At 48.5% G+C, this 24,940-nt stretch carries 14 protein-coding genes, 4 tRNA genes, 1 rRNA gene and 8 pseudogenes; 11 read left to right on the forward strand and 16 right to left on the reverse strand.

The window, feature by feature from the left end:
* The 3 genes from KHX94_RS14190 to KHX94_RS14200 form a co-directional block, all read right to left on the reverse strand.
* On the reverse strand, positions 1 to 1,011 hold the full coding sequence (locus KHX94_RS14190) for an ExeM/NucH family extracellular endonuclease (protein ID WP_213681144.1): 1,011 nt from the start codon (positions 1,009 to 1,011) through the stop codon (positions 1 to 3).
* Positions 993 to 1,658 carry a lamin tail domain-containing protein gene (locus KHX94_RS14195; protein WP_213681145.1) on the reverse strand — a complete coding sequence of 222 codons (666 nt, stop codon included), beginning with the start codon at positions 1,656 to 1,658 and terminating at the stop codon, positions 993 to 995. The genes KHX94_RS14190 and KHX94_RS14195 overlap by 19 nt, the downstream gene beginning before the upstream one ends.
* Positions 1,659 to 2,043: 385 nt before the next feature.
* On the reverse strand, positions 2,044 to 3,732 hold the full coding sequence (locus tag KHX94_RS14200; RefSeq protein WP_213681146.1) for an NAD-dependent malic enzyme: 1,689 nt from the start codon (positions 3,730 to 3,732) through the stop codon (positions 2,044 to 2,046).
* A 537-nt stretch (positions 3,733 to 4,269) separates the two neighbouring features.
* On the opposite strand from KHX94_RS14200, the gene KHX94_RS14205 reads away from it, so the two are divergent.
* From KHX94_RS14205 to KHX94_RS14220, 4 genes are all read left to right on the forward strand, one after another.
* Positions 4,270 to 4,653 carry a hypothetical protein gene (locus KHX94_RS14205; RefSeq protein WP_213681147.1) on the forward strand — a complete coding sequence of 128 codons (384 nt, stop codon included), beginning with the start codon at positions 4,270 to 4,272 and terminating at the stop codon, positions 4,651 to 4,653.
* A 476-nt stretch (positions 4,654 to 5,129) separates the two neighbouring features.
* A complete protein-coding gene (locus KHX94_RS14210; protein ID WP_213681148.1) occupies positions 5,130 to 5,384 on the forward strand; it encodes a type II toxin-antitoxin system Phd/YefM family antitoxin in 255 nt (84 codons plus the stop codon).
* Positions 5,377 to 5,640 (forward strand): Txe/YoeB family addiction module toxin, encoded by a 264-nt coding sequence (locus tag KHX94_RS14215; protein WP_213681149.1) that lies wholly within the window; start codon positions 5,377 to 5,379, stop codon positions 5,638 to 5,640. Before KHX94_RS14210 ends, KHX94_RS14215 begins: the two co-directional genes overlap by 8 nt.
* 345 nt (positions 5,641 to 5,985) lie before the next feature.
* Positions 5,986 to 6,612: a rhomboid family intramembrane serine protease gene (locus KHX94_RS14220; RefSeq protein WP_213681150.1), complete on the forward strand. Its 627-nt coding sequence runs from the start codon at positions 5,986 to 5,988 to the stop codon at positions 6,610 to 6,612.
* 271 nt (positions 6,613 to 6,883) lie between these two features.
* On the opposite strand, the pseudogene KHX94_RS21850 reads toward KHX94_RS14220, so the two are convergent.
* The 4 genes and pseudogenes from KHX94_RS21850 to KHX94_RS14235 form a co-directional block, all read right to left on the reverse strand.
* Positions 6,884 to 7,078, reverse strand: a pseudogene (locus KHX94_RS21850) (IS4 family transposase); the annotation flags it as partial.
* A gap of 4 nt (positions 7,079 to 7,082) precedes the next feature.
* Positions 7,083 to 7,582 (reverse strand): annotated as a pseudogene (locus tag KHX94_RS14225) (DUF4447 family protein).
* Positions 7,583 to 7,626: 44 nt separating this feature from the next.
* Positions 7,627 to 8,031, reverse strand: a complete 405-nt coding sequence (locus tag KHX94_RS14230) for an SMI1/KNR4 family protein (RefSeq protein WP_213681151.1) — start codon at positions 8,029 to 8,031, stop codon at positions 7,627 to 7,629.
* Positions 8,032 to 8,165: 134 nt separating this feature from the next.
* Positions 8,166 to 10,265: a M13 family metallopeptidase gene (locus tag KHX94_RS14235; protein ID WP_213681152.1), complete on the reverse strand. Its 2,100-nt coding sequence runs from the start codon at positions 10,263 to 10,265 to the stop codon at positions 8,166 to 8,168.
* Positions 10,266 to 10,505: 240 nt separating this feature from the next.
* On the opposite strand from KHX94_RS14235, the pseudogene rsuA reads away from it, so the two are divergent.
* Positions 10,506 to 11,235: pseudogene (gene rsuA, locus KHX94_RS14240) on the forward strand (16S rRNA pseudouridine(516) synthase RsuA).
* 2 nt (positions 11,236 to 11,237) lie between these two features.
* Here the strand turns inward: rsuA and KHX94_RS14245 are convergent.
* From KHX94_RS14245 to KHX94_RS14255, 3 genes are read right to left on the reverse strand one after another with little or no spacing between them, the layout of a single operon-like run.
* A complete protein-coding gene (locus KHX94_RS14245; protein ID WP_213681153.1) occupies positions 11,238 to 12,182 on the reverse strand; it encodes a DUF4097 family beta strand repeat-containing protein in 945 nt (314 codons plus the stop codon).
* Positions 12,179 to 12,703, reverse strand: a complete 525-nt coding sequence (locus KHX94_RS14250; protein ID WP_213681154.1) for a hypothetical protein — start codon at positions 12,701 to 12,703, stop codon at positions 12,179 to 12,181. The genes KHX94_RS14245 and KHX94_RS14250 overlap by 4 nt, the downstream gene beginning before the upstream one ends.
* Positions 12,700 to 13,206, reverse strand: coding sequence for an RNA polymerase sigma factor (locus KHX94_RS14255; RefSeq protein WP_213683453.1), 507 nt, complete (start codon positions 13,204 to 13,206; stop codon positions 12,700 to 12,702). Before KHX94_RS14255 ends, KHX94_RS14250 begins: the two co-directional genes overlap by 4 nt.
* A gap of 303 nt (positions 13,207 to 13,509) precedes the next feature.
* Between KHX94_RS14255 and KHX94_RS14260 the strand changes: the two are divergent.
* Positions 13,510 to 15,370, forward strand: a pseudogene (locus KHX94_RS14260) (methyl-accepting chemotaxis protein).
* 81 nt (positions 15,371 to 15,451) lie between these two features.
* Here the strand turns inward: KHX94_RS14260 and KHX94_RS14265 are convergent.
* The 5 genes and pseudogenes from KHX94_RS14265 to KHX94_RS14285 all read right to left on the reverse strand — a co-directional run bounded on the left by KHX94_RS14265 (position 15,452) and on the right by KHX94_RS14285 (position 16,957).
* Positions 15,452 to 15,538: transfer RNA gene (locus KHX94_RS14265), tRNA-Leu, on the reverse strand.
* Between the two features lie 28 nt (positions 15,539 to 15,566).
* Positions 15,567 to 15,653 (reverse strand) — tRNA-Leu (locus tag KHX94_RS14270).
* Between the two features lie 41 nt (positions 15,654 to 15,694).
* Positions 15,695 to 15,781: transfer RNA gene (locus tag KHX94_RS14275), tRNA-Leu, on the reverse strand.
* A gap of 48 nt (positions 15,782 to 15,829) precedes the next feature.
* A tRNA-Phe gene (locus KHX94_RS14280) sits at positions 15,830 to 15,905 on the reverse strand.
* Positions 15,906 to 16,190: 285 nt separating this feature from the next.
* Positions 16,191 to 16,957 (reverse strand): annotated as a pseudogene (locus KHX94_RS14285) (outer membrane protein assembly factor BamD).
* Between the two features lie 124 nt (positions 16,958 to 17,081).
* On the opposite strand from KHX94_RS14285, the pseudogene rluD reads away from it, so the two are divergent.
* The 3 pseudogenes from rluD to clpB all read left to right on the forward strand — a co-directional run bounded on the left by rluD (position 17,082) and on the right by clpB (position 21,442).
* A pseudogene (gene rluD / locus KHX94_RS14290) lies at positions 17,082 to 18,055 on the forward strand (23S rRNA pseudouridine(1911/1915/1917) synthase RluD).
* Positions 18,055 to 18,770, forward strand: a pseudogene (gene pgeF, locus KHX94_RS14295) (peptidoglycan editing factor PgeF). The pseudogenes rluD and pgeF overlap by 1 nt, the downstream one beginning before the upstream one ends.
* A gap of 99 nt (positions 18,771 to 18,869) precedes the next feature.
* A pseudogene (gene clpB / locus KHX94_RS14300) lies at positions 18,870 to 21,442 on the forward strand (ATP-dependent chaperone ClpB).
* A gap of 67 nt (positions 21,443 to 21,509) precedes the next feature.
* On the opposite strand, the gene KHX94_RS14305 reads toward clpB, so the two are convergent.
* Positions 21,510 to 21,953, reverse strand: coding sequence for a DUF4124 domain-containing protein (locus KHX94_RS14305; protein WP_213681155.1), 444 nt, complete (start codon positions 21,951 to 21,953; stop codon positions 21,510 to 21,512).
* 91 nt (positions 21,954 to 22,044) lie between these two features.
* Here KHX94_RS14305 and pssA point away from each other — a divergent pair, with 91 nt between their 5' ends.
* Together pssA and KHX94_RS14315 are read left to right on the forward strand one after the other, a co-directional pair.
* The gene (gene pssA, locus KHX94_RS14310; RefSeq protein WP_213681156.1) at positions 22,045 to 22,875 is read left to right on the forward strand and encodes a CDP-diacylglycerol--serine O-phosphatidyltransferase; all 831 of its coding nucleotides are present in this window, start codon (positions 22,045 to 22,047) and stop codon (positions 22,873 to 22,875) included.
* Positions 22,876 to 23,337: 462 nt separating this feature from the next.
* Positions 23,338 to 24,864 (forward strand): 16S ribosomal RNA (locus KHX94_RS14315).
* The last annotated feature ends 76 nt before the right edge of the window (positions 24,865 to 24,940 follow it).

Genomic DNA, 24,940 nt, shown 5'->3' on the forward strand with positions numbered 1-24,940 from the left:
CTAGCTGATCAACCCCGGATTGATGTATGCCCAATGCTGACCACTGGCTTCTGATAACGCTTCGGTCAGTTCGGCAATAGCAGATTGTGCACCATAGCCATCATTTTCGATTTCTAGCAGGCCGATGACATCGGCTTGCATATTGCTGAGTGCGGCGACAATTTTAGCTTTCTGTTTCAGGAAATCTTCATAGGTGGATGCGCCGCGCGAGGTTGGAAACCCGGCGCCTGCTCCATCACCGTTAAAGAAGTTCAATACGTTAAACGAGGCAACCCGTATATTGCCTTCATTCAGCAGTTCGGGGTAATCGCTGCGAGGGTTAACACTGCTATCAAATGTTACTGGTGTAATCGGTGAGACATGATACTGGTTGAACGAGTAATACAGTGGCCCGGTGATGTTGCTGACGGTGTCGCCAACTCGTAATGAGTTATTGGCAGAGAAACCAGGGTATGGATAAGGCGGTGTTGTGCCATTGATTTTGCCTGATACCCCTTCATCCAACACAATTGCATTACGGCGGTTTTCATCGTAAATTGCGGCAGCAGCCTCACCGGATTCGGCAACCTGAGTCGGAGTCATCCGCCGACCGTTGCTTAATGTCATCTCGCCATAGTTAGCCAGATCATCAACATCATTAATGGTGAGATTGTCAAAATGCACCAGCATGCCTTCCAGTGCTTCTAGGGTCGATAAGTCACTGACAGGCAGTGTAACGTTCACCGCCGCAGGCAAACTCCCAACACCACATTGTTTCCAGTCCGGGTTGGTCAGCTGGGTATTATCGTAATACTCGGCGGCGATACCGCTGACTACATATGTATCGCCTACGGTAACGTTATCTAGTGTTTTTGCCCCCGCATAGATAAAAATACCATCCGAGGTTGTGTCATCCGCATCCCCAGCATCCTGCACATAAAATCCACTCAAGCCTGGGAATACCGCAGTTACCACTCCCCCAATCTCTACTTGCTGCCCGGCTAGCGGTGTGGCTAAGCCATTACCTTGCACACTGCCAATGGCAAGCGTGGCATCATCACAGCTGAGTTCCGTGATGGGGGATTATCACCCCCGTCGTCGCCATTACTGCCATCATCAGCACCATAGATACCAAGATCGGAAAAATCATCCAGCGAGTAGTCGGTCCATTGGGCACCTGGGTCGAACACATCGGTTGGATCTATGTCTGTAACTGTGGCTGACCGGCGCAGATCCATATTCTGGGTGCTTACTGTACCGCTGCCGTTGCTCCAGTAATCACTGCTGCCAATCTGCCCGATACTATCAAGAATGCTGTCACCGTTTTTCAGAACTACTGCGTCATTACCATTAAAGCTGAGTGACCCAGAAGTTTTATCCGCAGTATCGGCAAATGATGCAGATGAATGGGCAATAACATAGGTTTTCCCGGCGGCGAGCGTACCACTTAATTTGATGGTGGCACCCGCCGATGTATTACCGTTGAAATAGATTTCAATACGGTAGTTATCCAGTATCAGATTGCTGTCGGTATTGTTATAAAGTTCTAGCGCCTTGTTATTACTGGCACCTTCGAGATATTCGGAAATAAACAGCGTGGGGACTTCTGCGTGTGCCGTTACGGTATAAAGACTGACCAACGACCAGACAATGGCCGAAATTGAGGGGTTGAGTTTCATCCTTGCTCCTTATTTGATTTTGCTTATTAAGCAACCAAGCATGTTATGGATGGTAAATGACTCTAGCAAGGATATGTTGTGAAAATATTGCAAAATTATTTACATATAAACTAACCAATAATTAAATGGCTAAAAGAGATTGTTCTTATTTATTTTTAATAAAAACAATATTTTAAGTAAATTAAATAATAGCTTATCTATATTTAAAACAATAACTATGAAGCGGCTAAATGTTAAAATTAATATAACAGTTTGAAAGCGTTGATTTTACTTCCTGCAACTATAGTTCTAAGTAACAGGTAATTAATTTAGCGGTGTTGTGAAAATAAAAAGGCAGAACATCGGTCAAAAGTGACGGATGTTCTGCCCTTACAATAACGCGGGATCAGAATGAGGTGCGATGGTAGCGACGATATTCTGGCCGCCAGAAGTTATTGTCGATGGATTGCAACAATAACTCATCGGTGGTTGGCAAGGCATAACCTTGTTCTATAGCGGTTTTACCAACGATAAAGGCGATATGCTTACTGACTTTATGAATATCTTCCAGCCGTGGCAACAGTGAGCCTTCGCCATTAATGGCCAGTGGTGAACATGCCGCCAGTGCTCGGCTGGATGCCATCAACATCTCATTAGTGACTCTTCTGGCACCCGTTGCCAACACCCCTAGGCCAATACCGGGGAAAATATAGCTGTTGTTACACTGGGCAATTTCATAGGTTTGGCCGTCAATTACCACTGGTTCAAACGGGCTGCCAGTGGCAACCAATGCCTGGCCCGAAGTCCAATGCAGAATATCTTTTGGTGTTGCTTCAACCCGGCTGGTGGGGTTGGACAGCGGGAAGATAATCGGCCGCGCGCAGTGGCTGTGCATGGCGCGAATAATTTCTTCGGTGAACAACCCTGGCGCACCGGATACCCCAATCAGCACGGTCGGTTTGGCATTGTTAACCACATCCAGCAAGGAGATGTTGTCACAGAAATTCTGCCAGTGTTCAATGTCATCCCGTTTCTGTGCCAGTTTTTGCTGGAACGACAACAGGTTTGGCATGTTATCCTGCAACAGACCCCAACGATCCACCATAAATACCTGCTGCCGCGCTTGTTCATCGCTGATGCCTTCCGACACCATCTGCGCCACAATCGCTTCGGCAATACCGCAACCCGCACTGCCTGCACCTAAGAAGGCAATGCGTTGTTCGCTGAGTTTACTGTGGGCGGCTTTACAAGCGGCCAGCAGGGAACCCACTGTCACGGCGGCGGTGCCCTGAATATCATCGTTGAAACAGCAGTACTTATCCTTGTAGCGCTCCAGAATTGGCATTGCGTTTTTCTGGGCAAAATCCTCAAACTGGATCAAGGTGTCAGGCCAACGGCGGTGAATGGCCTGCATAACGGCTTCAACAAATTCGTAGTATTCGTCGCCACCAATACGTTTATGGCGCCAACCCATATACATTGGGTCTTCCAGCAGATGTGGATTGTCTGTACCCACATCCAGTGTAATTGGCAAGGTATAAGCCGGGCTGATACCGCCACAACTGGTATACAGCGACAATTTACCGATAGGTATCCCCATGCCACCAATCCCTTGGTCCCCAAGACCCAGGATCCGTTCGCCATCGGTCATTACAATTACTTTTACCTTATGGCGGGTGGAATTGTTGAGGATATCGTCGATACGATCTTTATAAGGATAAGACAGGAACAACCCACGGTTGCGGCGCCAGTTCTTAGAAAAGCGTTCACAAGCCAGCCCCACCGTTGGTGTGTAGATCACCGGCATCATTTCACTGATGTGGTTCTGTACCAGACGATAGAACAGGGTTTCGTTGGTATCCTGAATATTGCGCAGATAAATGTGCTTATCCAGATCGTTATTGAAACTGCGGAATTGGTCGTAGGCACGAGATGCCTGTTCCTCAATGGTTTCAATGTAGTAGGGCAGCAATCCATCCAGATTGAAGAACATCCGTTCCTCTTCGGTGAAAGCGCTGCCCTTGTTAATGAGTGGAGCTTCAAGAAGTGCAGGACCCGCAAATGGCAAATACAGCGGGCGTTTTTTATCGTCCATAGCGAACCTTCGATTGGCGTCTTGTTTGATTAGCTGGAATTCTGTGATCCAGGTCGCCATAGAGTAGCACGAAATGTGACCTTTGTTAGGTTTTAGTGTGGGTGCTGGTGAGTTTTTAGTTTCAAAACTAGGCAGTTGGCTTTGCTGGTCGTATGACCAACTCATAAAACTTTCAGATAGTGGCAGCGCCGTCTTGGAATGTGCCGTGTTTAGCCTGCTGTGTTATGGCAGTATGCAGGCATTTGGGCACCATAGTCTGTCAGTGGTTAAGCATCTGTATCAATGATTAACGTGCCCTCAATTCACGGCGGCCCCCGAATTTTATCAATGTCGCTTTTTGCCCATATTTCTACCTCTAATGTCGTTTTTCATGCGGAGCATAAACCTTGCCTTTAAGTTATTACCCTATTGTGTTCAAAGAGATAAACGCATAAATTGGTCAATAACTCATCATGAAAAACGACAAAATGTCGTGATAAATTCCGACATTTTGTCGTCTAATACTGTTAGGTCTTTTCACAAGTAAAGGAGTATTACGTGAGTTCGGAATTTAAAAATCAATTTTGCTATGTTTCTACGCCAGAGCATCAGAGTACTTTTTACGGTAAGTATATTTATATATACACAGATAAAGGTCAGCTTTCACTCACAGATGATGGTTTAAAATTTGTAGGCTCAAAATCTAATTATTCAATTAACTATAATGAAATAAAAAACATTGAGATGTCTAACTACTCACGCATAGCTAAACCTTTTAAGTTGAATTTTATTAAAATTGTTTACACGATAGACTCAATTGAGCATACAGTTTTACTTACACCAACTAGTTCGGGGTTTACTCCTGTTAATAAAACTAATCAATTGGTAAATGATTGTCTATCCAAATTATTAGAAATTAATCGTAAAATACAAAATACCTAATAAATCCATCATAAAGGGACGCAAAAAAGCTTGGCTGCGCTCCTTCGTCGCTAATTATAGCCAAGCTTTTTCGCGCCTCATATGGCGGCGTTGATATGATTCCCTTAGTCAATAGGCACATAGCTTTCTTGTCCAGAAGCCTTGTCTGGCCAGAAAGAACCTGAATGAGTGATCTTTGGCAAATCAGTTTCGGCGGTTGACCTTGCTCTCTTCATTGCCAATAAAAGTCGCGGGTTTGGTTATCCGCATGACTTGTTTACGCCGTTGGAGCCTTGCCTCTGTCTAGGGACGCGAGTTGATATCGCTTAACGCCGTCGAGGGTTGCTCAAGTACTCTCCGACAGACAGCCTAAGCTGCGCTTGGTGCAGCCCCTTAGGAAAGCGTTAACTGCGGTAGCGTTCATATGTCCAGTTATCTGTACATGTTTAGATGGAACCTATATACTTGTTCTGTTAATTGTACATGTGGAGGTTATTATGAGAATCGTATCTTTTACTGAAGCTCGTAATAGTTTGAAAAGTGTCTTAGATGGTGTGGTTAATGATGTCGACACAACAGTTATTACCCGCCGAGATGCTGAAGATGCTGTAGTTATGTCCTTAGATTATTACAACAGCCTAATGGAAACTGTTCATTTGTTGCGTTCTCCAGCCAATGCCGAGCATTTGAATCGTTCAATTGCCCAATACAAAGCTGGTCAAACAACACTACGGGACTTGATTGATGAATAGTCGTTTACTGTCCTGGACAGATGAAGCTTGGAACGACTATGAGTATTGGCAACCACAAGATAAGAAAACCTTAAAACGGATCAATAAATTAATCACAAATGTTAAACGTGCTCCTTTTGAGGGTATCGGTAAACCGGAGGCTCTAAAGGAGAACTTAGCTGGTTTTTGGTCACGGCGAATAGACGATAAAAATCGCTTAGTTTACGCCGTAGACGATCAAGCAATAACAATCCTGTCATGTCGTTATCATTACTAAATAGATCAGGCAGTTAACAATCGGTTCAAGCAGACAGCCAACGCGTGGCATTTCCAATTCCAAACGGTTTTGTGTTTACGGCACATTGCGGTAAGTTGGGCATCGCAATTGTTCGCCATAATCATGGGCGCCGTCTGTTACTACCTGGGGTGTCGTAAAACACAAACTCCGATTTTGGCTGGTTTGCTCGGAGTGTTGCTTTCTGTTGTTCCACTGTTTGGTCTAGTTTATCTGGCGGTGCTGGTGCTTAAAAAAGATGTCGGCGACAGTAAGTGAGAAAAGTGGTTTATAACAAGTAAAGGCAAGCGACACGTACCGCGCGCTTGCTTTGAGCGGGAGGCAAATGTGACATTCCGTCGTTTACCGTACATGGCTATTCTATTGGCACTCGCTACGGTTATAGTATCACTGGCCGTGAACTATTTGATCTCGGGCTCATTCTTTGGAAAAGTCAAAGTACCCGAATTGGAACCATATGGTGGCTATACGCTTGAGCACGTATTGAACTACGAGTTTTGGAGATTAATTGTTTCACAGTTAATTCATGTAAAGCAGCCTCATATGATTTACAACGTATTATCTCTCGTTGCTATCGGGTTTATATTCGAACGTAAAATAGGATCTGCGGCTTTTATCTCAATTTGGTTGGTGGCAGGCTCCATCGGTACATTTGCTAGTACGTTCACTGTGCCAGAGCCTTGGAATTTGGGGACAGGTGGTTCTCAAGCTGTTTTGGGCTTGGCCGCAGCAGGGTTAGTTAAGTTCCTGAAAGGGGAGGTTGTCGGTCGAATTACGCTTTTAGTCTTGGTCTTAACTATTTTGCCTGTATTTGCTTTGGATCTGATTTTTAGTGAACACCACCTTCCTAAGCTTGGGCATATCCTCAGTTTTAGCTTTGGTGCACTAATTTTGTTTGGCTTTGAGCTTCGTGCGCGATTTGCTACTACCAAATTGCTTAAGAGTGACGGCTAACCTTTGACATTTTGGGTTTGGTTGACTTTAGGGATTACGATGGTTTTTCTCGGGTTTTGTGATAGTTAGTCGCACCTTTGCAAAGTGTTGATTGTAGAGAGTCACATTGAAAATGAGTAAGGAGCTAAACGGAGCTACGCTTGATATGGTCTTTAAGCAAATAGGGTATATGTTTGCATGTGGCTCAACGATGGCAGTAGGGGCATTAGTTTTCAAATATGCAAACAAGCTTTAATAACGCAACCGGCTACTTCTAACGTCCATTAAGAATGGGATGATTACCAACCCATTTAAGAAATCTGAGCACAGATAGCCGGTTTTTGCCACGTATCATATTGGCTTGAAACCGCTATCGCCATCCCTGATGCCTGGCAGCCAGGCCGATGCACCAAAGCAGGACTTCTGCCAACAATGCTATCAGCAACAACACATCATAACGGCGTGGACAGCGACTGCGGCTTTGTTTTCGGTTATGACAGTTGGCTGGCGGCCCATTTTGCACGGCTTTCGCGGCTCTCGCCAAGTCCAGCCTGTTCGCGGAAAGCTTTGTAGGACTCAACATCCAGTGGCACCAGCGCGATTTCAACTTCTAGCACCAGCTTACACTCTTTTTGATGCGCCAGGCGGCGGTGGTGTAGAGCTCAGTCAGTGGTAATGAGCTGAGAAATTCTGGGTTGTATTGGGTGTATATCGCTTGCGAAGGATATACCACAAAGGCTAGTCTTCGTTTGGGTTCCTTCTTGAACATCGCTTCAATGCCATCACAGGTATTGAGTACCTGCATTTCAATGATGTCATCAATATCCAGCAGCTGTTTTTGCGCTAATTCAGGGGCGGGCAAGCTACCGTCTTCCCATTGTTTGAGGGTTTCAACGCTAACTTTCAGCAGTTGTGCCGCCAGTTCTTCACTCAGACCAAGCGACCAGCGCAAAGCGCGAAATTCGGTGGGATTTAACGGGTGAGCAGACATAAATAGGTTCCGTGAGTAGGATTAACAGGTTTGGTAACTGGGGATTAGCTTGGCAGCCATACTTCTTCGACCCACTGCCAGAATGATTCCCAGTAGTCATCTTCATCTAGGTGACCGTCTTCCCAGAAATACACTAAGCCTTCTTCATCCATGCAGTAAAAACTGTCGCCTAGCTGGCAGATAGGCACCAAATAGCGCGGTAAGCCGATGGACCACGCGTAGGCGGCAACTTCTGGCAGATAGGTATAGGAGTTGGGATCTACCGCAGTAACCGGTTCCAGACTGCCAACAACAACATTGCTGGCTTCCAGCAGGTATTCTTTGAGTTCAGCAGGTAGTGGTAACAGCAGTTGTTCTTCCACATCGACAATATCATCAAATTCAGGCAGCTCTAAAGGCACGGGCACCGGCTGGTTCAGTTGCTGAAGTTGTTCAATAATGTCATGCATGGCATATCTCCGAAGCGATATAAAACCGAGGCGGCAATGCTGCGAGAGTATAGCGGCTTACCGTGCTGGCACAAGGGCGGATGAGTTAAAAAATAGGGCACCTCATGGTGCCCTAAGCTATTGACTTGGCAAACTTACCAGATTTTTACGCGGTTAGCGGGTTCCAGATACATAGCATCGCCCGGTTTTACATCAAAGGTGGCGTAGAACTGTGGCATGTTTTCCAGTGAACCGATGGCGCGGAACTTGGCCGGTGAATGTGGATCTGTGGCAACACGGTTACGCAGCGCTTCCTCTTTCACCTTGGCGCGCCAGATCTGCGCAAAACCGATGAAGAAACGTTGATCGCCACTCAGGCCATCAATCACTGGTGCTTCTTTGCCTTCCAGCGATTTCTTATAGGCTTTATAAGCGATGGTAACGCCTGACAGGTCGCCAATGTTTTCACCCAAGGTCAGCTCGCCATTAACGTGCAGATCTGGGAACACATAGTAACCATTGTATTGGGCTACCAGTGCCTTAGTCTTAGCGTGGAAGGCATCCAAATCTTTCTGAGTCCACCAGTCACGCATATTGCCATCGCCATCAAATTTGGCACCCTGGTCATCAAAGCCATGTCCCATTTCATGACCAATCACTGCACCGATACCGCCGTAGTTAACTGCGTCGTCAGCTTCCATGTTGAAGAATGGCGGTTGCAAGATTGCGGCCGGGAACACGATTTCGTTCATGGTCGGGTTATAGTAGGCGTTCACGGTTTGTGGGGTCATATGCCACTCGTCGCGATCGATTGGGCTGGTCAGTTTTTTCAGATCTTTCTGGTGCTCAACTTCGCCAGCACGCATTTCATCGCCCACAAGGTCGGTAGCGCTAATTGTCAGTTGGCTGTAATCTTCCCACTTGTTAGGGTAACCAATTTTTGGGTTGAACTTCGCCAGTTTGGCTTTGGCAGCGGTTTTGGTTTCTGGGGTCATCCAGTCCAGTTCGTCTACGCTATCGGCATATGCCTGGCGCAGATTTTCCACCAGCTGTTCCATGCGCGCTTTGGCTTCTGGGGTAAAGTGACGTTTCACATAAACTTTACCAACCACTTCGCCCAGCAGGCCGTTAACCTTGCTCACACCACGTTTCCAGCGAGGTTGTTGCTCTTCCTGACCGTTAAGAATACGAGAGTAGAAATCGAAGTTTTCTTGATCAAATGTTTCACCCAGATCACCGGCATAGCTGGTCAGCAGATGCCAACGCAGGTAGGTCTTCCAAGTGGCAAGATCTGTGTCATTGATGATTTTTGCCAGACCTGTGATATAGCTAGGCTGGTTGATGATGATGTCCGCTTGTTTATCGGCGCCTAAAGCTGCCAGATAGGCATTCCAGTCAACGCCTGGGGCCAGTTCAGCCAAGTCTTTCAAGGCGTACTTATTATAGGTTTTGGTGCTGTCGCGGCTCGCCACTACATCCCAGTGATCTTTAGCGATAGCGGTTTCCAACTTCATGATCGCTTCAGCGCTCTTACGTGGCTGTTCAAAACCGGCCAGTTTGAACATCTTGCGCATGTGCTCTACAAACGCTTCACGGATTTTCACGAAACGTTCGGCATCGTTAAAGTAGTAATCTTTTTCTGGCAGACTCAAACCGTATTGCCAGAGATGGGTGGCATAACGGGTGGAATCCTTGGCGTCAACATCCACATAAAACGCCATAGGTGTGCCGCCACCGATGATCTGGCTGCTACCAAAATAAGCCATCAGCTGCTCTTTGTTGCTGAGCGCTTCAATTTTTGCCAGCTCTGGTTTCAGTGGCTCAATGCCGAGTTTATTCAGCGTGGTGGTGTCCATAAAGGCGCGATACAGGTCGGCAACCTTTTGTTCGTCTGTGCCCGCTTTCAGATCTTTCTGTGCGGCAACTTCTTCAATAATGGCTTTGATATCATCGCGGGATTTTTCGCGCAGATCATAGAAGGCGCCAGTGCTGGTGCGGTCAGCTGGAATTTCAGTATTCTTGATCCAGGTGCCGTTGACGTAGCTGTAAAAATCGTCCTGTGGACGTACAGACTTATCGAAGTTGGCAAAATCAATGCCGGAGCCCAGCGCTTTAGAAACGGCTGCGGCAGTGGCGGTTTGGGTGGTTTGTGGTGTTGTGGCGGCGGCAGCCTTAGTCTCAGTCTGCTTGTCGTTACAAGCGGCCAGACCGGCGATCATGGTGGCACATAAGCCGCCAATGAGGATTTTTCTCATATGGATTCCTTTCACTCTCATTTGTTGGAGTGCTTAATAGGTGTCGGTATGCCGACATTGTTATTACCACTCACCATTGCAAGGCTGATGGTGGCAGCGTGACGGATTATGTTAAAGCTTGTTTACACATACGCTCAAGCCGGAGCACAGTCTAATGTGGTAGTGATGTGTAAGCAAAATTTACATAGTGCGGCTGCTGTAACCTAATATTGCTTGGTTGCTCACTGGCAATCACCGATAATGGCGGCGTTTTTAGCAGTAGTAAGGATAGCAATCGTGCGGCTTGATAAATTCATTTGTGACGCCACCGGATTAACCCGGTCTCTGGCAAAGAAGGCGTTACATCGTGGTGATATTGCAGTCGATGCAATTTCTATAAAAGACCCTGGCTTTAAAGTGACTGACGGCATGCAGGTGACGTTGGCGGGGAGCCATTGGCGTTGCCCGGCACTCGTTATCTGATGCTGAACAAACCGCAAGATACCTTATGCTCCACTATCGATGAGTATTACCCGTCCGTGCTTAGCTTGCTGGATATTCCTCGCGCTGAGTTGTTGCATATCGCCGGGCGTCTGGATGCCGATACTACGGGGCTGGTGCTGCTGACCGATGATGGCCAGTGGTCACACTGTGTAACATCACCTAAAAAATCTGTGGTAAACGTTACCGGGTACAGTTGGCCGAGCCGCTGATTGATACGGCTGAGGCTCAGTTTGCCGCCGGGGTGCAACTGCATGGCGAGCGCGAGCTAACGCAGCCAGCGCTGTTGCAACGATTGTCGGCAACCGAAGTGTTACTGACCATTAGCGAAGGCAAATATCACCAAGTGAAACGTATGTTTGCGGCGCTTGGCAATAAAGTGGTGGGGCTGCATCGGGAAGCTGTGGGTGACATTGAGCTGGACCCAAGCTTGGCATTGGGGGAGTGGCGCGCATTGACAGAGGCGGAGATCGCCTCTGTCCGTGGATAACATTAATGTTTCTTGATGTTGATATCGCCGCTGATGGTGGTGATATTCACATCGGCCTTGCCAGAGCCAGTTTGAAATTTCAGTATTTCACTGCGCATATATTTGGTGGTCACCGGTTTGGCATCAGTCAGTGCGTTAAAGATTTTGCCACCAGGGCCACCGTTAATATTGAATTCGGCATCTGGCATCACATCAAATACCAGGTCGATATCGGAATTGACGCTGTCCAACTGTGCTTTGGTGTCCAGCGATTTCAGCATCACTTTTAAATCGCCACTCACGCTGCGCAGACTGAGACTGTCCACTTGCTGTAACTGCAATTCAGCAGAACCAGACACCAAATCTGCGGCAACTTTTGTGGCCTGACTGTCGGCGGTTAGATCGCCACTGACCAACTGATAACTGACTGTGCCGCTGCTGCCTTCATCATGAATATCGCCAGAGACGGTTTCCAGCCGGATATTACCGCTGTTGTTACGGGCGTTGATGTTGCCTGACACTGTTTTTATCGTCAGTTCTCCCCGCAGCGCGTCGCTGTCAACATCACCGCTGATGATGCCAGTGGTTACCTCACCATTGATGCCGTTTAAGGCGTAATTGGCTGAGATCCCCTTCATTTTCACAATTACTTTGGTGGGAAGATAAATCTGTAGCTCTGAGCCTTTCTCATCGTGGCTGGAGTAACTGCGCGGCAGTTTATCTTCAATCACAAAACTGCCACCATCCTGGGCAAATACCAGCCCTTGGCTCAGTTCATCCAGCGTACCTTTGATGGCTACCTCGGCTTTATCCCAACCCTGGACCTTGACCTCTCCACGCTGAATACGGATATCCAGTTTACTGCCAGGGGCCAACTGCGCACTCTTGTCCACTTGCTCCGCGGCTATTGTCCAAGGGCTGGTGAGGGCTAACGTAAGTAGCGTGATGGCTAAGTAAGACGGTTTCATATGCGGGTTCCTTTTTTATCAGCGTAAATTTTTTCTGGCAGTTGCTGCCCTTGGGTCAATAATTCGATTTCTCGTTGCTGAGCCCAAAGCCATAGCTGCCACAACTGTTGATCTTTGGGATCTTTCTGTAGTGCTTGATATATCTGTTCTGATGCGGTGCGCAGTTCATCAACACCACGGCTTAACGGCTCGGTCAAACTGGCATGTTGCCATTGGTTAAAATGACTGTTTTTTTCGATGAGATTTACCTGTTGCTCGTGTTGCTGCCGCAATTGCGCCATCATTGCCAACATTTGTGGGTCATTGACCGCTTGGGGCTCAGCAAACCACATACGATAACCAAAGCCACCCAACAGCAATAAACTGCAGGCAACGGCAAACTGCTTCCACGAGCCTTGCCAACTGCTACGCTGCGGCTGTGCCTGTTCAATCCGGCGGGCAATTGTCGGCCACAAATCGCGTTGAGGTGTGAGTTCTTTTGGTAACTGTTCAATCATTTCATCAAGTGATGGCTTGCTCATGACAACATCTCCTTAAGCAACGCTTTCGCCCTGTGGTACTGAGCTTTGCTGGTGCCTTCGGTGGTATGCATCAGCGCGGCTATCTCTTCGTGGCTGTATCCTTCTATGGCAAACAGCACAAAGACGATTCTTGCTCTTTCCGGTAACAGCATAATTTTCTTGTCCAGTAACGAGGTGTCTGGGATTTCAGTGCCGCCACTGCATGTCTCGGCGCTGCTGTCCGATAGCGGCAGAAAGCGCGCCCAGAAGCTGCGATGTTTCTTCAGACTGGTCAGCGCCTGATTAACGCTAAGGCTATGCAGCCAGGTACTGAATTTACTTTCACCGCGAAACTGATCGAGCTTTTCCCAAAGGCGGATAAAACAGTCTTGCGTCATCTCTTCTGCCAGCGAAGATTGCCCAGCCAAACGCAGACATAGTGCATATACCCGTTGGTGATGCAGACGATAGATTTCGGCAAACGCCAGTTTGTCCCCGATACGCGCACGCTGGATCAACTGCATTTCTGTCTCATCCACAGTGGAAACTGCTGTCAGTTCCCCATTGCTTCTGGCGTCCACGGCACTTCCTTGCTCGTTATTGTTAAAAGTTACTTATATGACAGAGCCACGTTAGCAAAAGGTTTGAATGACGGCGTAAACTTTTTGAGTAAAAGATCAAAAATGGCAAAAAGCGCGCTGTTATCACATCTGCCATAGATTTGTGGTGTCAGAGCATAAGATTGTCGGTATTGCCTAGCACAGTGAGTGCTGATGCACTATTTTTGAATTACTCCGCGTCAACCTGTTTGGGGAGATTTTCTCACTATGCTGATCCGTCATAAATTGTTGTTAAGTGCAGCGGTGTCTGTGGGCTCACTGATTATCATCTTCATATTAAAGGAATATTCCGCTGCGGCGCAGGAACAGCTTTCTCAAGGACAACAATTGGTGCTGCAGTTGGAAAATAAAGTGCTGATCCTGCGTAAACATGAAAAGGATTTTTTAGCCGTTTGGACATGAAATATGTCGAACAGCATCAACAAACAGAACAAAGTTTGTCGCCTGTTGCTGACCAGCTAAAAGGTATTTTCAACCATTACGATATAGACAGCACCGCAGTGGCCACACTGAATAGCGCGGTGAACAGTTACGGCCAACTGTTCCATAAGGTGGTGACGCTACAACAACAGATAGGACTGACACCAACGTCGGGGCTTTACGGTAAGTTGCGTGATGCCGTTCATAATGTGGAAAGCCTAGTGAAGCAACATAACAATGCCCCATTACTGGTGATCATGTTGCAGTTGCGGCGCAACGAGAAGGATTTCATGTTGCGACGAGAAATCAAATACGTTGATACCTACCAGAAAAATTTTCAGGCTTTTCAGCAAGAGTTGGCGCAGTCGGGGTTAAACGCAGATGTTCAGTCACAGATAAGCAAATTGATGGATGAATATCGTGGTTCATTTCTGGCGCTGGTCGATGCCGAACAGCAACTGGGACTGGATGAAACCTCGGGCCATATGGCGGAATTGCGCAACGCGGTTGCTGCAACCGAAGATGCCTCAGCGCAACTTTTAGCTCAGACCCAAGCCCGTATTGATGCCGAAAAACGCTCAACCTTCTGGTGGGGGTGATATGTTTTGCGCTCATCATTGTCGCAGTATCTTGGGCGACTTGGTTAATTATTCGCAGCATTATGCGCCCGGTGGAAAACATCACCAATACCATTACCGAGATAGCCCAGCACAAAGATTTGGCACTTCGTTGCAGTACGCTCAGTGATGATGAACTGGCATTGATTGGTAAGTCATTTAACAACATGGTCGGAAGTTTCCAGCAGGTGATCAAGCAGGTGATGGCCGCCACTAATACTATGAGCGGTGCCTGTCATGAGCTGGCCGAAAACACCAGACAAGCATCTGATGGTGTGAGTCGCCAACTTGAAGAAACTGATCAGGTGGCAACGGCGGTCACCGAAATGGGCACAACTATTGACGGCATCGCCAAAAATACCGAGGAGGCGGCCACAAAGGCAGAGTCCACTCACCTCAATGCTGAAAAAGGTCAGCAGGAAGTTGAAGAAAGTATTCGCCAGATCCAAGCCTTGGCCGGTCAGCTTAATCAATCCGCTGAGGTGGTGCAGCAACTGGAAGCCGACAGTCAGACCATAGGTAATGTGCTATCGGTTATTCGGGGCATTGCGGAGCAAACCAACCTGTTGGCGCTGAATGCTGCCATTGAAGCCGCAAGGGCCGGGGATCAAGGCCGAGGCTTTGCGGTTGTGGCGGATGAAGTGCGCAGTCTCGCCATGCGTACCCAAGAATCTACCGAAGAGATTGCTGGCATTATCACCACATTACAAAATCGTACTCAAAGTATTGTCAAGGCGATGGAACTCAGTCAGCGGCAGGGTGGGGATAGCGCGCAGCAGGCCGCTAACGCCGGTGGCTTGTTAGGTAAAATTACTCACGATGTCACTGATATTATGGATATGAATACCCAAATAGCCGCAGCAATTGAGGAACAGAGTACTGTGGCTGCCGAGGTTAATCGCAATGTGATTGCTATCCGGGATATTGCCGAGCTGTCAGCTCAGGCCGCTGCGGCCAATGCCACGGCTTCGGAAGAGGTGCGAGAAAAAGTCAACGAGCTACAACAAGTGGTTGGACAGTTTCGTGTTTAAGCCCCAGTGATGGGAGCTTACTGGCCAGTGGACGGCCAATTTGGGGCACAAAAAACCTCGCTTAAACGAGGTTTTAAAGATTGGTACAGGTGAGAAGACTTGAACTTCCACGCCCGTAAGGGCACCAGCACCTGAAGCTGGCGTGTCTACCAATTCCACCACACCTGCACGATATATTTTATTGTTCACTCTGAATTGGTACAGGTGAGAAGACTTGAACTTCCACGCCCGTAAGGGCACCAGCACCTGAAGCTGGCGTGTCTACCAATTCCACCACACCTGCACATAACAGAGTGAATTTCAGCATAACCCAATTTACGTAGTTGGTACAGGTGAGAAGACTTGAACTTCCACGCCCGTAAGGGCACCAGCACCTGAAGCTGGCGTGTCTACCAATTCCACCACACCTGCACTGTACTGCTACGTATTTTTGTTAGCTGAACACCTTACAAATCAAGGTGGTGCCCGAACCCGGAATCGAACCAGGGACACGCGGATTTTCAATCCGCTGCTCTACCGACTGAGCTATTCGGGCAACGGCGTGCATTAAACGGCTTTTGCTGATTTGAGTCAACAGTTTTCTATTAAATATTTCAAAACATCGCGCGTTTGTGCAAGTTTTATTCGTAACCTCAGATATTGAGCAGCAATCGCTCGAAAACCGCACTATTACAGGGGTTAGCGCTAATGTCCTTGCAGCTAAATTGTGGCAGACAGGCAGTTCAACGGTGGGAGTCACGACAGAATCTGCGGCTTAACGGAAAAACACTTCGAAAGGCCAAAACAATGAAGCCCCAATACGGGGCTTCGTGTCAAAAAATCAATCCTGTTTCAACATGTCGTTATCTGGGTAATTGGTTTTCATCACCATCAGCACATGCTGTTTCAGCTCATTTTGGCCTAATTTGCCGTAAGCTTCCGCCATGATTTCCAGCGCCTTTTCCACATACGGCGTATCGGAGTAGCTTTCTAGCACGGTTTGGGCACGTACTGCCGCAGCGCTCCAAGCATCCATTTTGACATAATACTCGGCAACTTTGATGGCATAACTGGCCAAACGATTTTTCAGATACTGCATCCGCTGCCGGGCATCGGCGGCATATTTGCTGTCAGGATAGGCTTTCAGTAATTTTGCGAAATCTTTGAAAGCGTCTTTAGCGTTCTGCGGATCACGATCGGTGCGGTCAATATGCAGCAGCGAATGCAGCATATAACTGTCGGCTTGCATATTTACCAGACCACGCATGTAAGTGACATAATCCGCATCTGGATGCGTGGGGTTCAGCTTCAAAAATCGGTCGATATTGGCAATCGCATTCGCGGTATCGTCCTGCTTGTAGTATGCGTATATCAGATCTAATTGAACCTGGGTTTTGTAAGGGCCAAAAGGATACTTAGAATCCAGCGCCTCAAGGGTCTTCACGGCTTTCGCGAAGTTTCCCAGTTCCATGGAGTTACGGGCCTGAGAATAGAGTTCTTCCGGAGTCTGCTTGCCGGCAAGTAATTCCTCTTCGTCGGGTTTGCTGCTACAGGCTACAATGGCCAGCGAAAAAAGGCTATTGCAGCGCCTTTGACAAATTTATGCATACTTGAATCAGGTTCTTTTTTGAAAGTTGTAGTTAAGAAATCCGCCAATTCACGATAAACTAGCAAATTTCCGTGTTAAACCGATAACACAGTTCTATGACCCCAATAATTGGGGACGGTTCCTATGACGCAAGAGATTAATCTAAAAAGCGAGATATCAGCAACCCAAACTGGTCAGAGATTGGATCAAGCAGTGGCAGAATTATTCCCTGACTACTCTAGAACCCGCATCAAAGACTGGATCTTGGGGGAAATGTTTTTATTGATGGGGTGGCGATTACGCGTCCCCGGGAGAAGGTATTGGAGTCTCAATTAGTGGAAGTAAACGCCACTATTGAAGAAGAAACCCAAGCAGAAGCGCAAGCGATCGATTTAGATATTGTCTATGAAGACGACTCTATCATCGTCATCAACAAACAGGCCGGACTGGTCGTTCATCCCGGTGCAGGTAACAGCGATGGCACATTGATGAATGCTTTGCTGCATCATTGCCCTGCGATTGAACATGTGCCACGTGCAGGCATTGTGCATCGCTTGGATAAAGATACCACTGGCTTGATGGTGGTAGCCAAGACCGTTGAAGCGCAAACGCATCTGGTCACTGCCTTGCAAGCGCGTGAAATTACCCGTGAATATGAAGCTATTGTCATAGGCACCATGACGGCGGGCGGCACGGTGGATGAACCCATTGGCCGTCACGCCACCAAACGCACGCATATGGCAGTAACGCACTCTGGGCGGCCAGCGGTGACTCATTATCGTGTGGCAGAAAAATTCCGCGCGCATACACGGTTACGTTTGCGTTTGGAAACTGGCCGGACACACCAAATCCGTGTACATATGGCTTATATTGGGCATGTGCTGGTGGGCGATCCGGTTTATGGTGGGCGTCCACGTCCGCCAAAAGCGGCCAGTGCCGAATTTATTGAAGTTCTGAAAAACTTCAAGCGTCAGGCGTTGCATGCGGTGCGTTTGGAACTGGCGCATCCGTTAACCTGTGAAGTGATGAGCTGGCAAGCGCCGATCCCCGATGATATGGTGCAACTAACCAAAGCCTTGCGTAAAGATACTGAAGAGCATCCCGAGGATATGTTGTGATATTGGAACATCACTGGCCACTTCCCCCAAATATCAGAATAGCGATGACTGACCGGCTCGATGGCGTCAGTCTGCCGCCTTTCGACAGCCTGAATCTGGGAACGCATGTCGGTGATGATTCTGTGGCAGTAAAACACAATCGCCACTTGTTGCAGCAGCAACTGCAATTACCAAGTGAACCCGCTTGGTTGGAGCAGGTGCATGGCACCCGTGTGGTGCATCTGGGGCAGGACGATAACCGTATTGCTGATGGCAGTTATGCCGATTCTGCCGGACAAGTTGCCGTTGTCATGACGGCTGATTGTTTGCCGGTGCTGCTATGTGACCGTGAGGGGACGCAAGTTGCTGCTTTACATGCTGGATGGCGCGGCTTGAATGCCGGGGTGTTAGAAGCGGGCATCGCCCATTTCCGCCAAGGCTCACAACTGCTGGCTTATCTCGGGCCCGCAATCGGTCCACAGGCATTTGAAGTGGGGAAGGAAGTGCGCGAGGCGTTTATTGCTTCTACGCCAGGTGCCGCCAGTTGTTTTACCCCACATGGCGATAAATTTATGGCCTCGTTGGAAGCGCTGGCAAGCTTGCGTTTGCAGGCGGCGGGTGTCTCACAGATTTATGCGGCATCTGCCTGTACCTACAGTCAGCCGCAACGTTTTTCTCTTATCGTCGCGAGCGCGACACCGGGCGTATGGCCTCACTTATCTGGCGTGAATTTTAACCACTTTTTCTGTGGTTTTTACTTGAATTGGCGCCAGCTATCCCCATCTTTAAGGTAACAAAGTTATTCCCCCTTATTTTGAGATTTTCAGGAGGCTGTATGCGACTTGATCGTATGACCAATAAATTTCAGCTTGCTATCTCAGATGCTCAATCACTGGCGCTCGGACGTGATCATCAGTTCATTGAACCTATCCATCTGATGATGGCTTTGTTGAATCAGGATTCTGGCTCGATTCATCCCTTATTGACCCAGGCCGGGATCCAAGTCAGTAGCTTGCGTTCGTTGCTAACCAAAGAGCTGGAACGTTTGCCACAGGTGGAAGGCACTGGCGGTGACGTGCAGTTATCACAGGCGTTGATCCGGCTGTTGAACCTTTGCGACAAACTGGCGCAGAAGCGTAAAGACAAATATATCTCCAGCGAGCTGTTTATTCTGGCAGCGTTGGAAGGCAGTGACACTCTGGCTAACTGTTTAAAACAGGCCGGTGCCACTAAAGAATTGATGGAAAAAACCATTGAGCAGATGCGTGGTGGGCAGAACGTGGATGACCCAAACGCTGAAGATCAGCGCCAAGCATTGAAGAAATACACCGTTGATCTGACGGAGCGTGCCGAACAAGGCAAGCTAGACCCTGTGATTGGTCGTGACGATGAAATTCGCCGTACCATTCAGGTGCTACAGCGCCGCAGTAAAAATAACCCGGTGTTGATCGGTGAGCCTGGTGTTGGTAAAACCGCCATCGTTGAAGGTTTGGCACAACGTATCATTAATGGTGAAGTGCCGGAAGGCATTAAAAACAAACGGGTATTGTCACTGGATATGGGCGCACTGGTTGCGGGTGCCAAATATCGTGGTGAGTTCGAAGAACGGCTAAAAGCAGTGCTGAACGAGCTGTCGCAGGAAGAAGGGCAGGTGATCCTGTTTATCGACGAACTGCACACTATGGTTGGCGCGGGTAAATCTGAAGGTTCCATGGATGCGGGCAATATGCTTAAACCGGCATTGGCACGTGGCGAACTGCATTGCGTTGGTGCAACAACCTTGGATGAATACCGGCAGTACATTGAAAAAGATGCCGCGTTGGAACGGCGTTTCCAGAAAGTGCTGGTGGATGAACCGAGCGTTGAAGATACCATTGCTATCCTGCGTGGGCTGAAAGAACGCTATGAACTGCATCATCATGTGGAAATTACTGACCCAGCCATTGTGGCAGCGGCTACGCTGTCGCACCGTTATATTTCTGACCGTAAGTTGCCAGATAAAGCTATCGACCTGATCGATGAAGCGGCGTCCAGCATCCGATTGCAGATTGACTCAAAACCTGAGCCACTGGATCGCTTGGAACGCCGAGCTATTCAGTTGAAACTGGAAGAACAGGCGCTGTCGAAAGAAAACGATGAAGCCAGTCGCAAACGCTTGGAACACTTGCGCAGCGAGTTGCGCGAGGTGGAAGAAAAAGCGGCAGAGCTAAACGAAGTTTGGCACACCGAAAAAGCCGCGCTGGCGGGTACGCAACATATTAAGGCTGACCTGGAACAGGCGCGACTGGATTTGGAAGTGGCACGGCGTGCTGGCGATCTAACACGTATGTCTGAGCTGCAATATGGGCGGATCCCCGAACTGGAAAAACAGTTGGATCTAGCATCGCAGGCCGAAATGCAGGATATGAAACTGCTGCGTAACAAGGTTACCGATGTTGAAATTGCCGAAGTGTTGTCAAAGGCTACCGGTATTCCGGTTTCTAAGATGCTGGAAGGTGAACGTGAAAAACTGCTGCATATGGAAGAAGCGCTGCATGAACGGGTGATCGGCCAGAATGAAGCGGTCGATGCGGTCGCTAATGCCATTCGTCGTAGCCGCGCGGGCCTTGCTGATCCTAATCGGCCGATTGGTTCTTTCCTGTTCTTGGGGCCAACCGGGGTGGGTAAAACTGAACTGTGTAAATCACTGGCAAAATTCCTGTTTGACACTGAAAGCGCCATGGTGCGTATCGATATGTCAGAATTTATGGAAAAACACTCAGTGTCACGGTTGGTCGGTGCGCCTCCAGGATATGTCGGTTATGAAGAAGGGGTTATCTGACTGAGGCCGTGCGCCGTAAACCTTACTCTGTCATCCTGCTGGATGAAGTGGAAAAGGCGCATCCTGATGTGTTCAATATCCTGTTGCAGGTATTGGACGATGGGCGACTGACTGATGGTCAGGGGCGTACGGTGGATTTCCGCAATACTGTGGTGATCATGACCTCTAATCTAGGGTCTGATTTAATCCAGGAAGGCTTTGCTGAACACAGCTATAGTGAAATGAAAGCCTTGGTTTTGGGCGTGGTACAGCATCACTTCCGGCCGGAGTTTCTTAACCGAATTGACGAAACCGTGGTGTTCCATCCGTTGGGTGCCGAGCATATCAAGAATATTGCGCGGATCCAGGTTGAGCTGCTGCGTAAGCGCTTGCTGGAAAAAGAATATGACTTGCAGGTCAGTGAAGCAGCGCTGGAATACATTGCCAGAGCTGGTTTCGACCCAGTCTATGGTGCGCGGCCGTTGAAGCGTACTATTCAGCAGGAAGTGGAAAATCCGTTAGCCCAACGCTTGTTGCAAGGTAAATTACTGCCAGGGCAACCTATCAAGGTGGATTTACAGGGGGATGAACTCTCGTTTCATCAGTAACGGTTGTCTCGTCTTAAGATGGGTTGAGTAAAGAAAGGAGCGTACCAACGCTCCTTTCTTATATCTGTTATTTTTTAGTGCAGAACAAGCGAATGCGTTCTTGTTGTTCTTTAATCGCGGTTTGCCGTTCCTCTTCCGTCATGCGCACTGGCTCTCCGGTTTTGTCATCGTTACGTTGCAGTCGGGTATGGGTTTGCAACACATCAAGGTTAAACTTGGCACTGTCACATAGCTTCTGTGCTTGAGCCTGATCCCGCGCCTTTATGGCGGCGGCATCTTGTTCCGCGTTGCTGAGTTCCGGTTTTTCTTCTCTCTGTACCGGCGCAACTGTGCCTATCTTCCCAGGTTCAATAGCCTGACTGTTGAGCGTCTTCGCCTGCTCACCCGCAGGTGGTTGCTGGCTGTAGTGGGTGACGCCGTTATCATCTACCCATGTATAGATGTCGGTGGCAAACCCTAGCGGGCTGTAAAGTATTACCAATATCGCAGATATCAGGCCAATCCGTATCATAATCAAATTCCGTTGCTGCCAGAGGTTCAGGGTTATCACAACTGTGTTATCTTTGAACACATTAAAGCAAACATGTGGACTCGTTAAGTGTATGCAAAATATCACTAAGCCAACAGTTAAATCCAAAGGGATCTACCTGTTACCTAACCTATTGACCACTGCTGGGTTGTTTGCCGGTTTCTATGCAGTGATCGCATCAATGAATGGCCGCTTTGAGGCGTCCGCCATCGCAGTTTTTGTCGCGATGATTTTCGATGGACTGGATGGACGATTAGCAAGGCTGACTAACACCCAAAGTAGTTTTGGTGCGGAATATGATTCGATGGCCGATATGGTGTCATTCGGAATGGCTCCCGCACTGATTGCTTACAATTGGGGGCTGGCCGATATCGGCAAAATTGGCTGGCTGGCGGCTTTTATCTATTGTGCCGGGGCGGCCTTACGCTTGGCGCGCTTCAATACCCAAGTTGGCGTTGCCGATAAGCGCTATTTCCAAGGATTAGCAAGCCCCGCAGCGGCCATCATTGCGGGGAGTGTCTGGCTTGGGCAGGACTACGGCATTGCAGGTAACAGCGTATCTTGGCTATTTGCGTTAATTACCGCCGGTTCCGGTTTATTGATGGTTAGTAATTTCCGCTACCATTCGTTTAAGCAAGTAGACTGGAGCGGTAAAGTCAATTTTCTGGTCATTCTGCTAGTCGTTGCGGTATTTGTGGTGGTATCTGTCGATCCCGCCTTAATCCTTTGCTGTTTGTTTTACATCTATGCTTGCTCTGGCCCGGTGATGACCATGCGTAATATTAAACAGCTCAAAGTTTCCGATGTCGTGGGTGACAAAGAAGTTGAACTATTTCAGAGTGACATCCCCGATGCCGAGGCGGATAAGCACCCATCTGCTACTGATGAGCCGCAGAAGAAGTAAATTGCCAAAAGCGAAACAGTAAAAGACCGTTTTATGGTCTTTTACTGCTAACACCCGGTCAAATGTGATCAATGTGTATATGGATGGTTGCTTTTTATATGGTTTTGCTCGCAAAACCAACTATTAAAAAATAAATAGAAATTCCCTCTTGCACAAAAGATTAAGCTCCCTATAATGCGCACCCACTGACACGGCAACAGCGACACGCTGGCGGTGCGGCAGGCAAGGCGGAGACGCTGATTTGTCTGGGCGAAAAAGATTGGCGCAAGCCACTTGACGCCAAGTTGGGGTGGTGTAGAATGCACCTCCCTGCTCGGAGAGAACCCCGAGCAACGCTCTTTAACAATTGATGAGACAAGCAAATCTGTGTGGGCACTCGCAGTGAATGAAATCGCAAAACGATTTAAAACTCACTGAAGAGTGTTCGAAATAGAACAGTCATTCATTAGAGTCAAAAACTTTTAATTGAAGAGTTTGATCATGGCTCAGATTGAACGCTGGCGGCATAACACATGCAAGTCGAGCGGTAACATGAACTAGCTTGCTAGTTTGATGACGAGCGGCGGACGGGTGAGTAATGCCTGGGAATTTGCCCATTCGAGGGGGTAACAGTTGGAAACGACTGCTAATACCGCATACGCCCTAAGGGGGAAAGCAGGGGAACTTAGGTCCTTGCGCGAATGGATAAGCCCAGGTGGGATTAGCTAGTTGGTGAGGTAAGGGCTCACCAAGGCGACGATCTCTAGCTGGTCTGAGAGGATGATCAGCCACACTGGAACTGAGACACGGTCCAGACTCCTACGGGAGGCAGCAGTGGGGAATATTGCACAATGGGGAAACCCTGATGCAGCCATGCCGCGTGTGTGAAGAAGGCCTTCGGGTTGTAAAGCACTTTCAGCAGGAGGAAGGTGGTTTAATACGTAACCGAATTGACGTTACTGCAGAAGAAGCACCGGCTAACTCCGTGCCAGCAGCCGCGGTAATACGGAGGGTGCGAGCGTTAATCGGAATTACTGGGCGTAAAGCGTGCGCAGGCGGTTTGTTAAGCGAGATGTGAAAGCCCCGGGCTCAACCTGGGAATCGCATTTCGAACTGGCAAGCTAGAGTCTCGTAGAGGGGGTAGAATTCCAGGTGTAGCGGTGAAATGCGTAGAGATCTGGAGGAATACCGGTGGCGAAGGCGGCCCCTGGACGAAGACTGACGCTCAGGCACGAAAGCGTGGGGAGCAAACAGGATTAGATACCCTGGTAGTCCACGCCGTAAACGATGTCTACTCGGAGTTTGGCGTCTAGAACGCTGGGCTCTCAAGCTAACGCATTAAGTAGACCGCCTGGGGAGTACGGCCGCAAGGTTAAAACTCAAATGAATTGACGGGGGCCCGCACAAGCGGTGGAGCATGTGGTTTAATTCGATGCAACGCGAAGAACCTTACCTACTCTTGACATCCAGAGAACTTTCCAGAGATGGATTGGTGCCTTCGGGAACTCTGAGACAGGTGCTGCATGGCTGTCGTCAGCTCGTGTTGTGAAATGTTGGGTTAAGTCCCGCAACGAGCGCAACCCTTATCCTTACTTGCCAGCGGGTAATGCCGGGAACTGTAGGGAGACTGCCGGTGATAAACCGGAGGAAGGTGGGGACGACGTCAAGTCATCATGGCCCTTACGAGTAGGGCTACACACGTGCTACAATGGACAGTACAGAGGGAAGCAAAGCGGCGACGTGGAGCGGAACCCAAAAAGCTGTTCGTAGTCCGGATTGGAGTCTGCAACTCGACTCCATGAAGTCGGAATCGCTAGTAATCGTGGATCAGAATGCCACGGTGAATACGTTCCCGGGCCTTGTACACACCGCCCGTCACACCATGGGAGTGGTTTGCAAAAGAAGTAGCTAGCTTAACCTTAGGGGGCGGTTACCACTTTGTGGATCATGACTGGGGTGAAGTCGTAACAAGGTAGCCCTAGGGGAACCTGGGGCTGGATCACCTCCTTACCTAAACGATGAAATTTGTTGTGAGTGTTCACACAGATAGGTTTGTCTCAAACCGGCATTACGGAAGTGATGTTTG

The organism is Shewanella dokdonensis (assembly GCF_018394335.1).
Taxonomy (GTDB): domain Bacteria; phylum Pseudomonadota; class Gammaproteobacteria; order Enterobacterales; family Shewanellaceae; genus Shewanella; species Shewanella dokdonensis.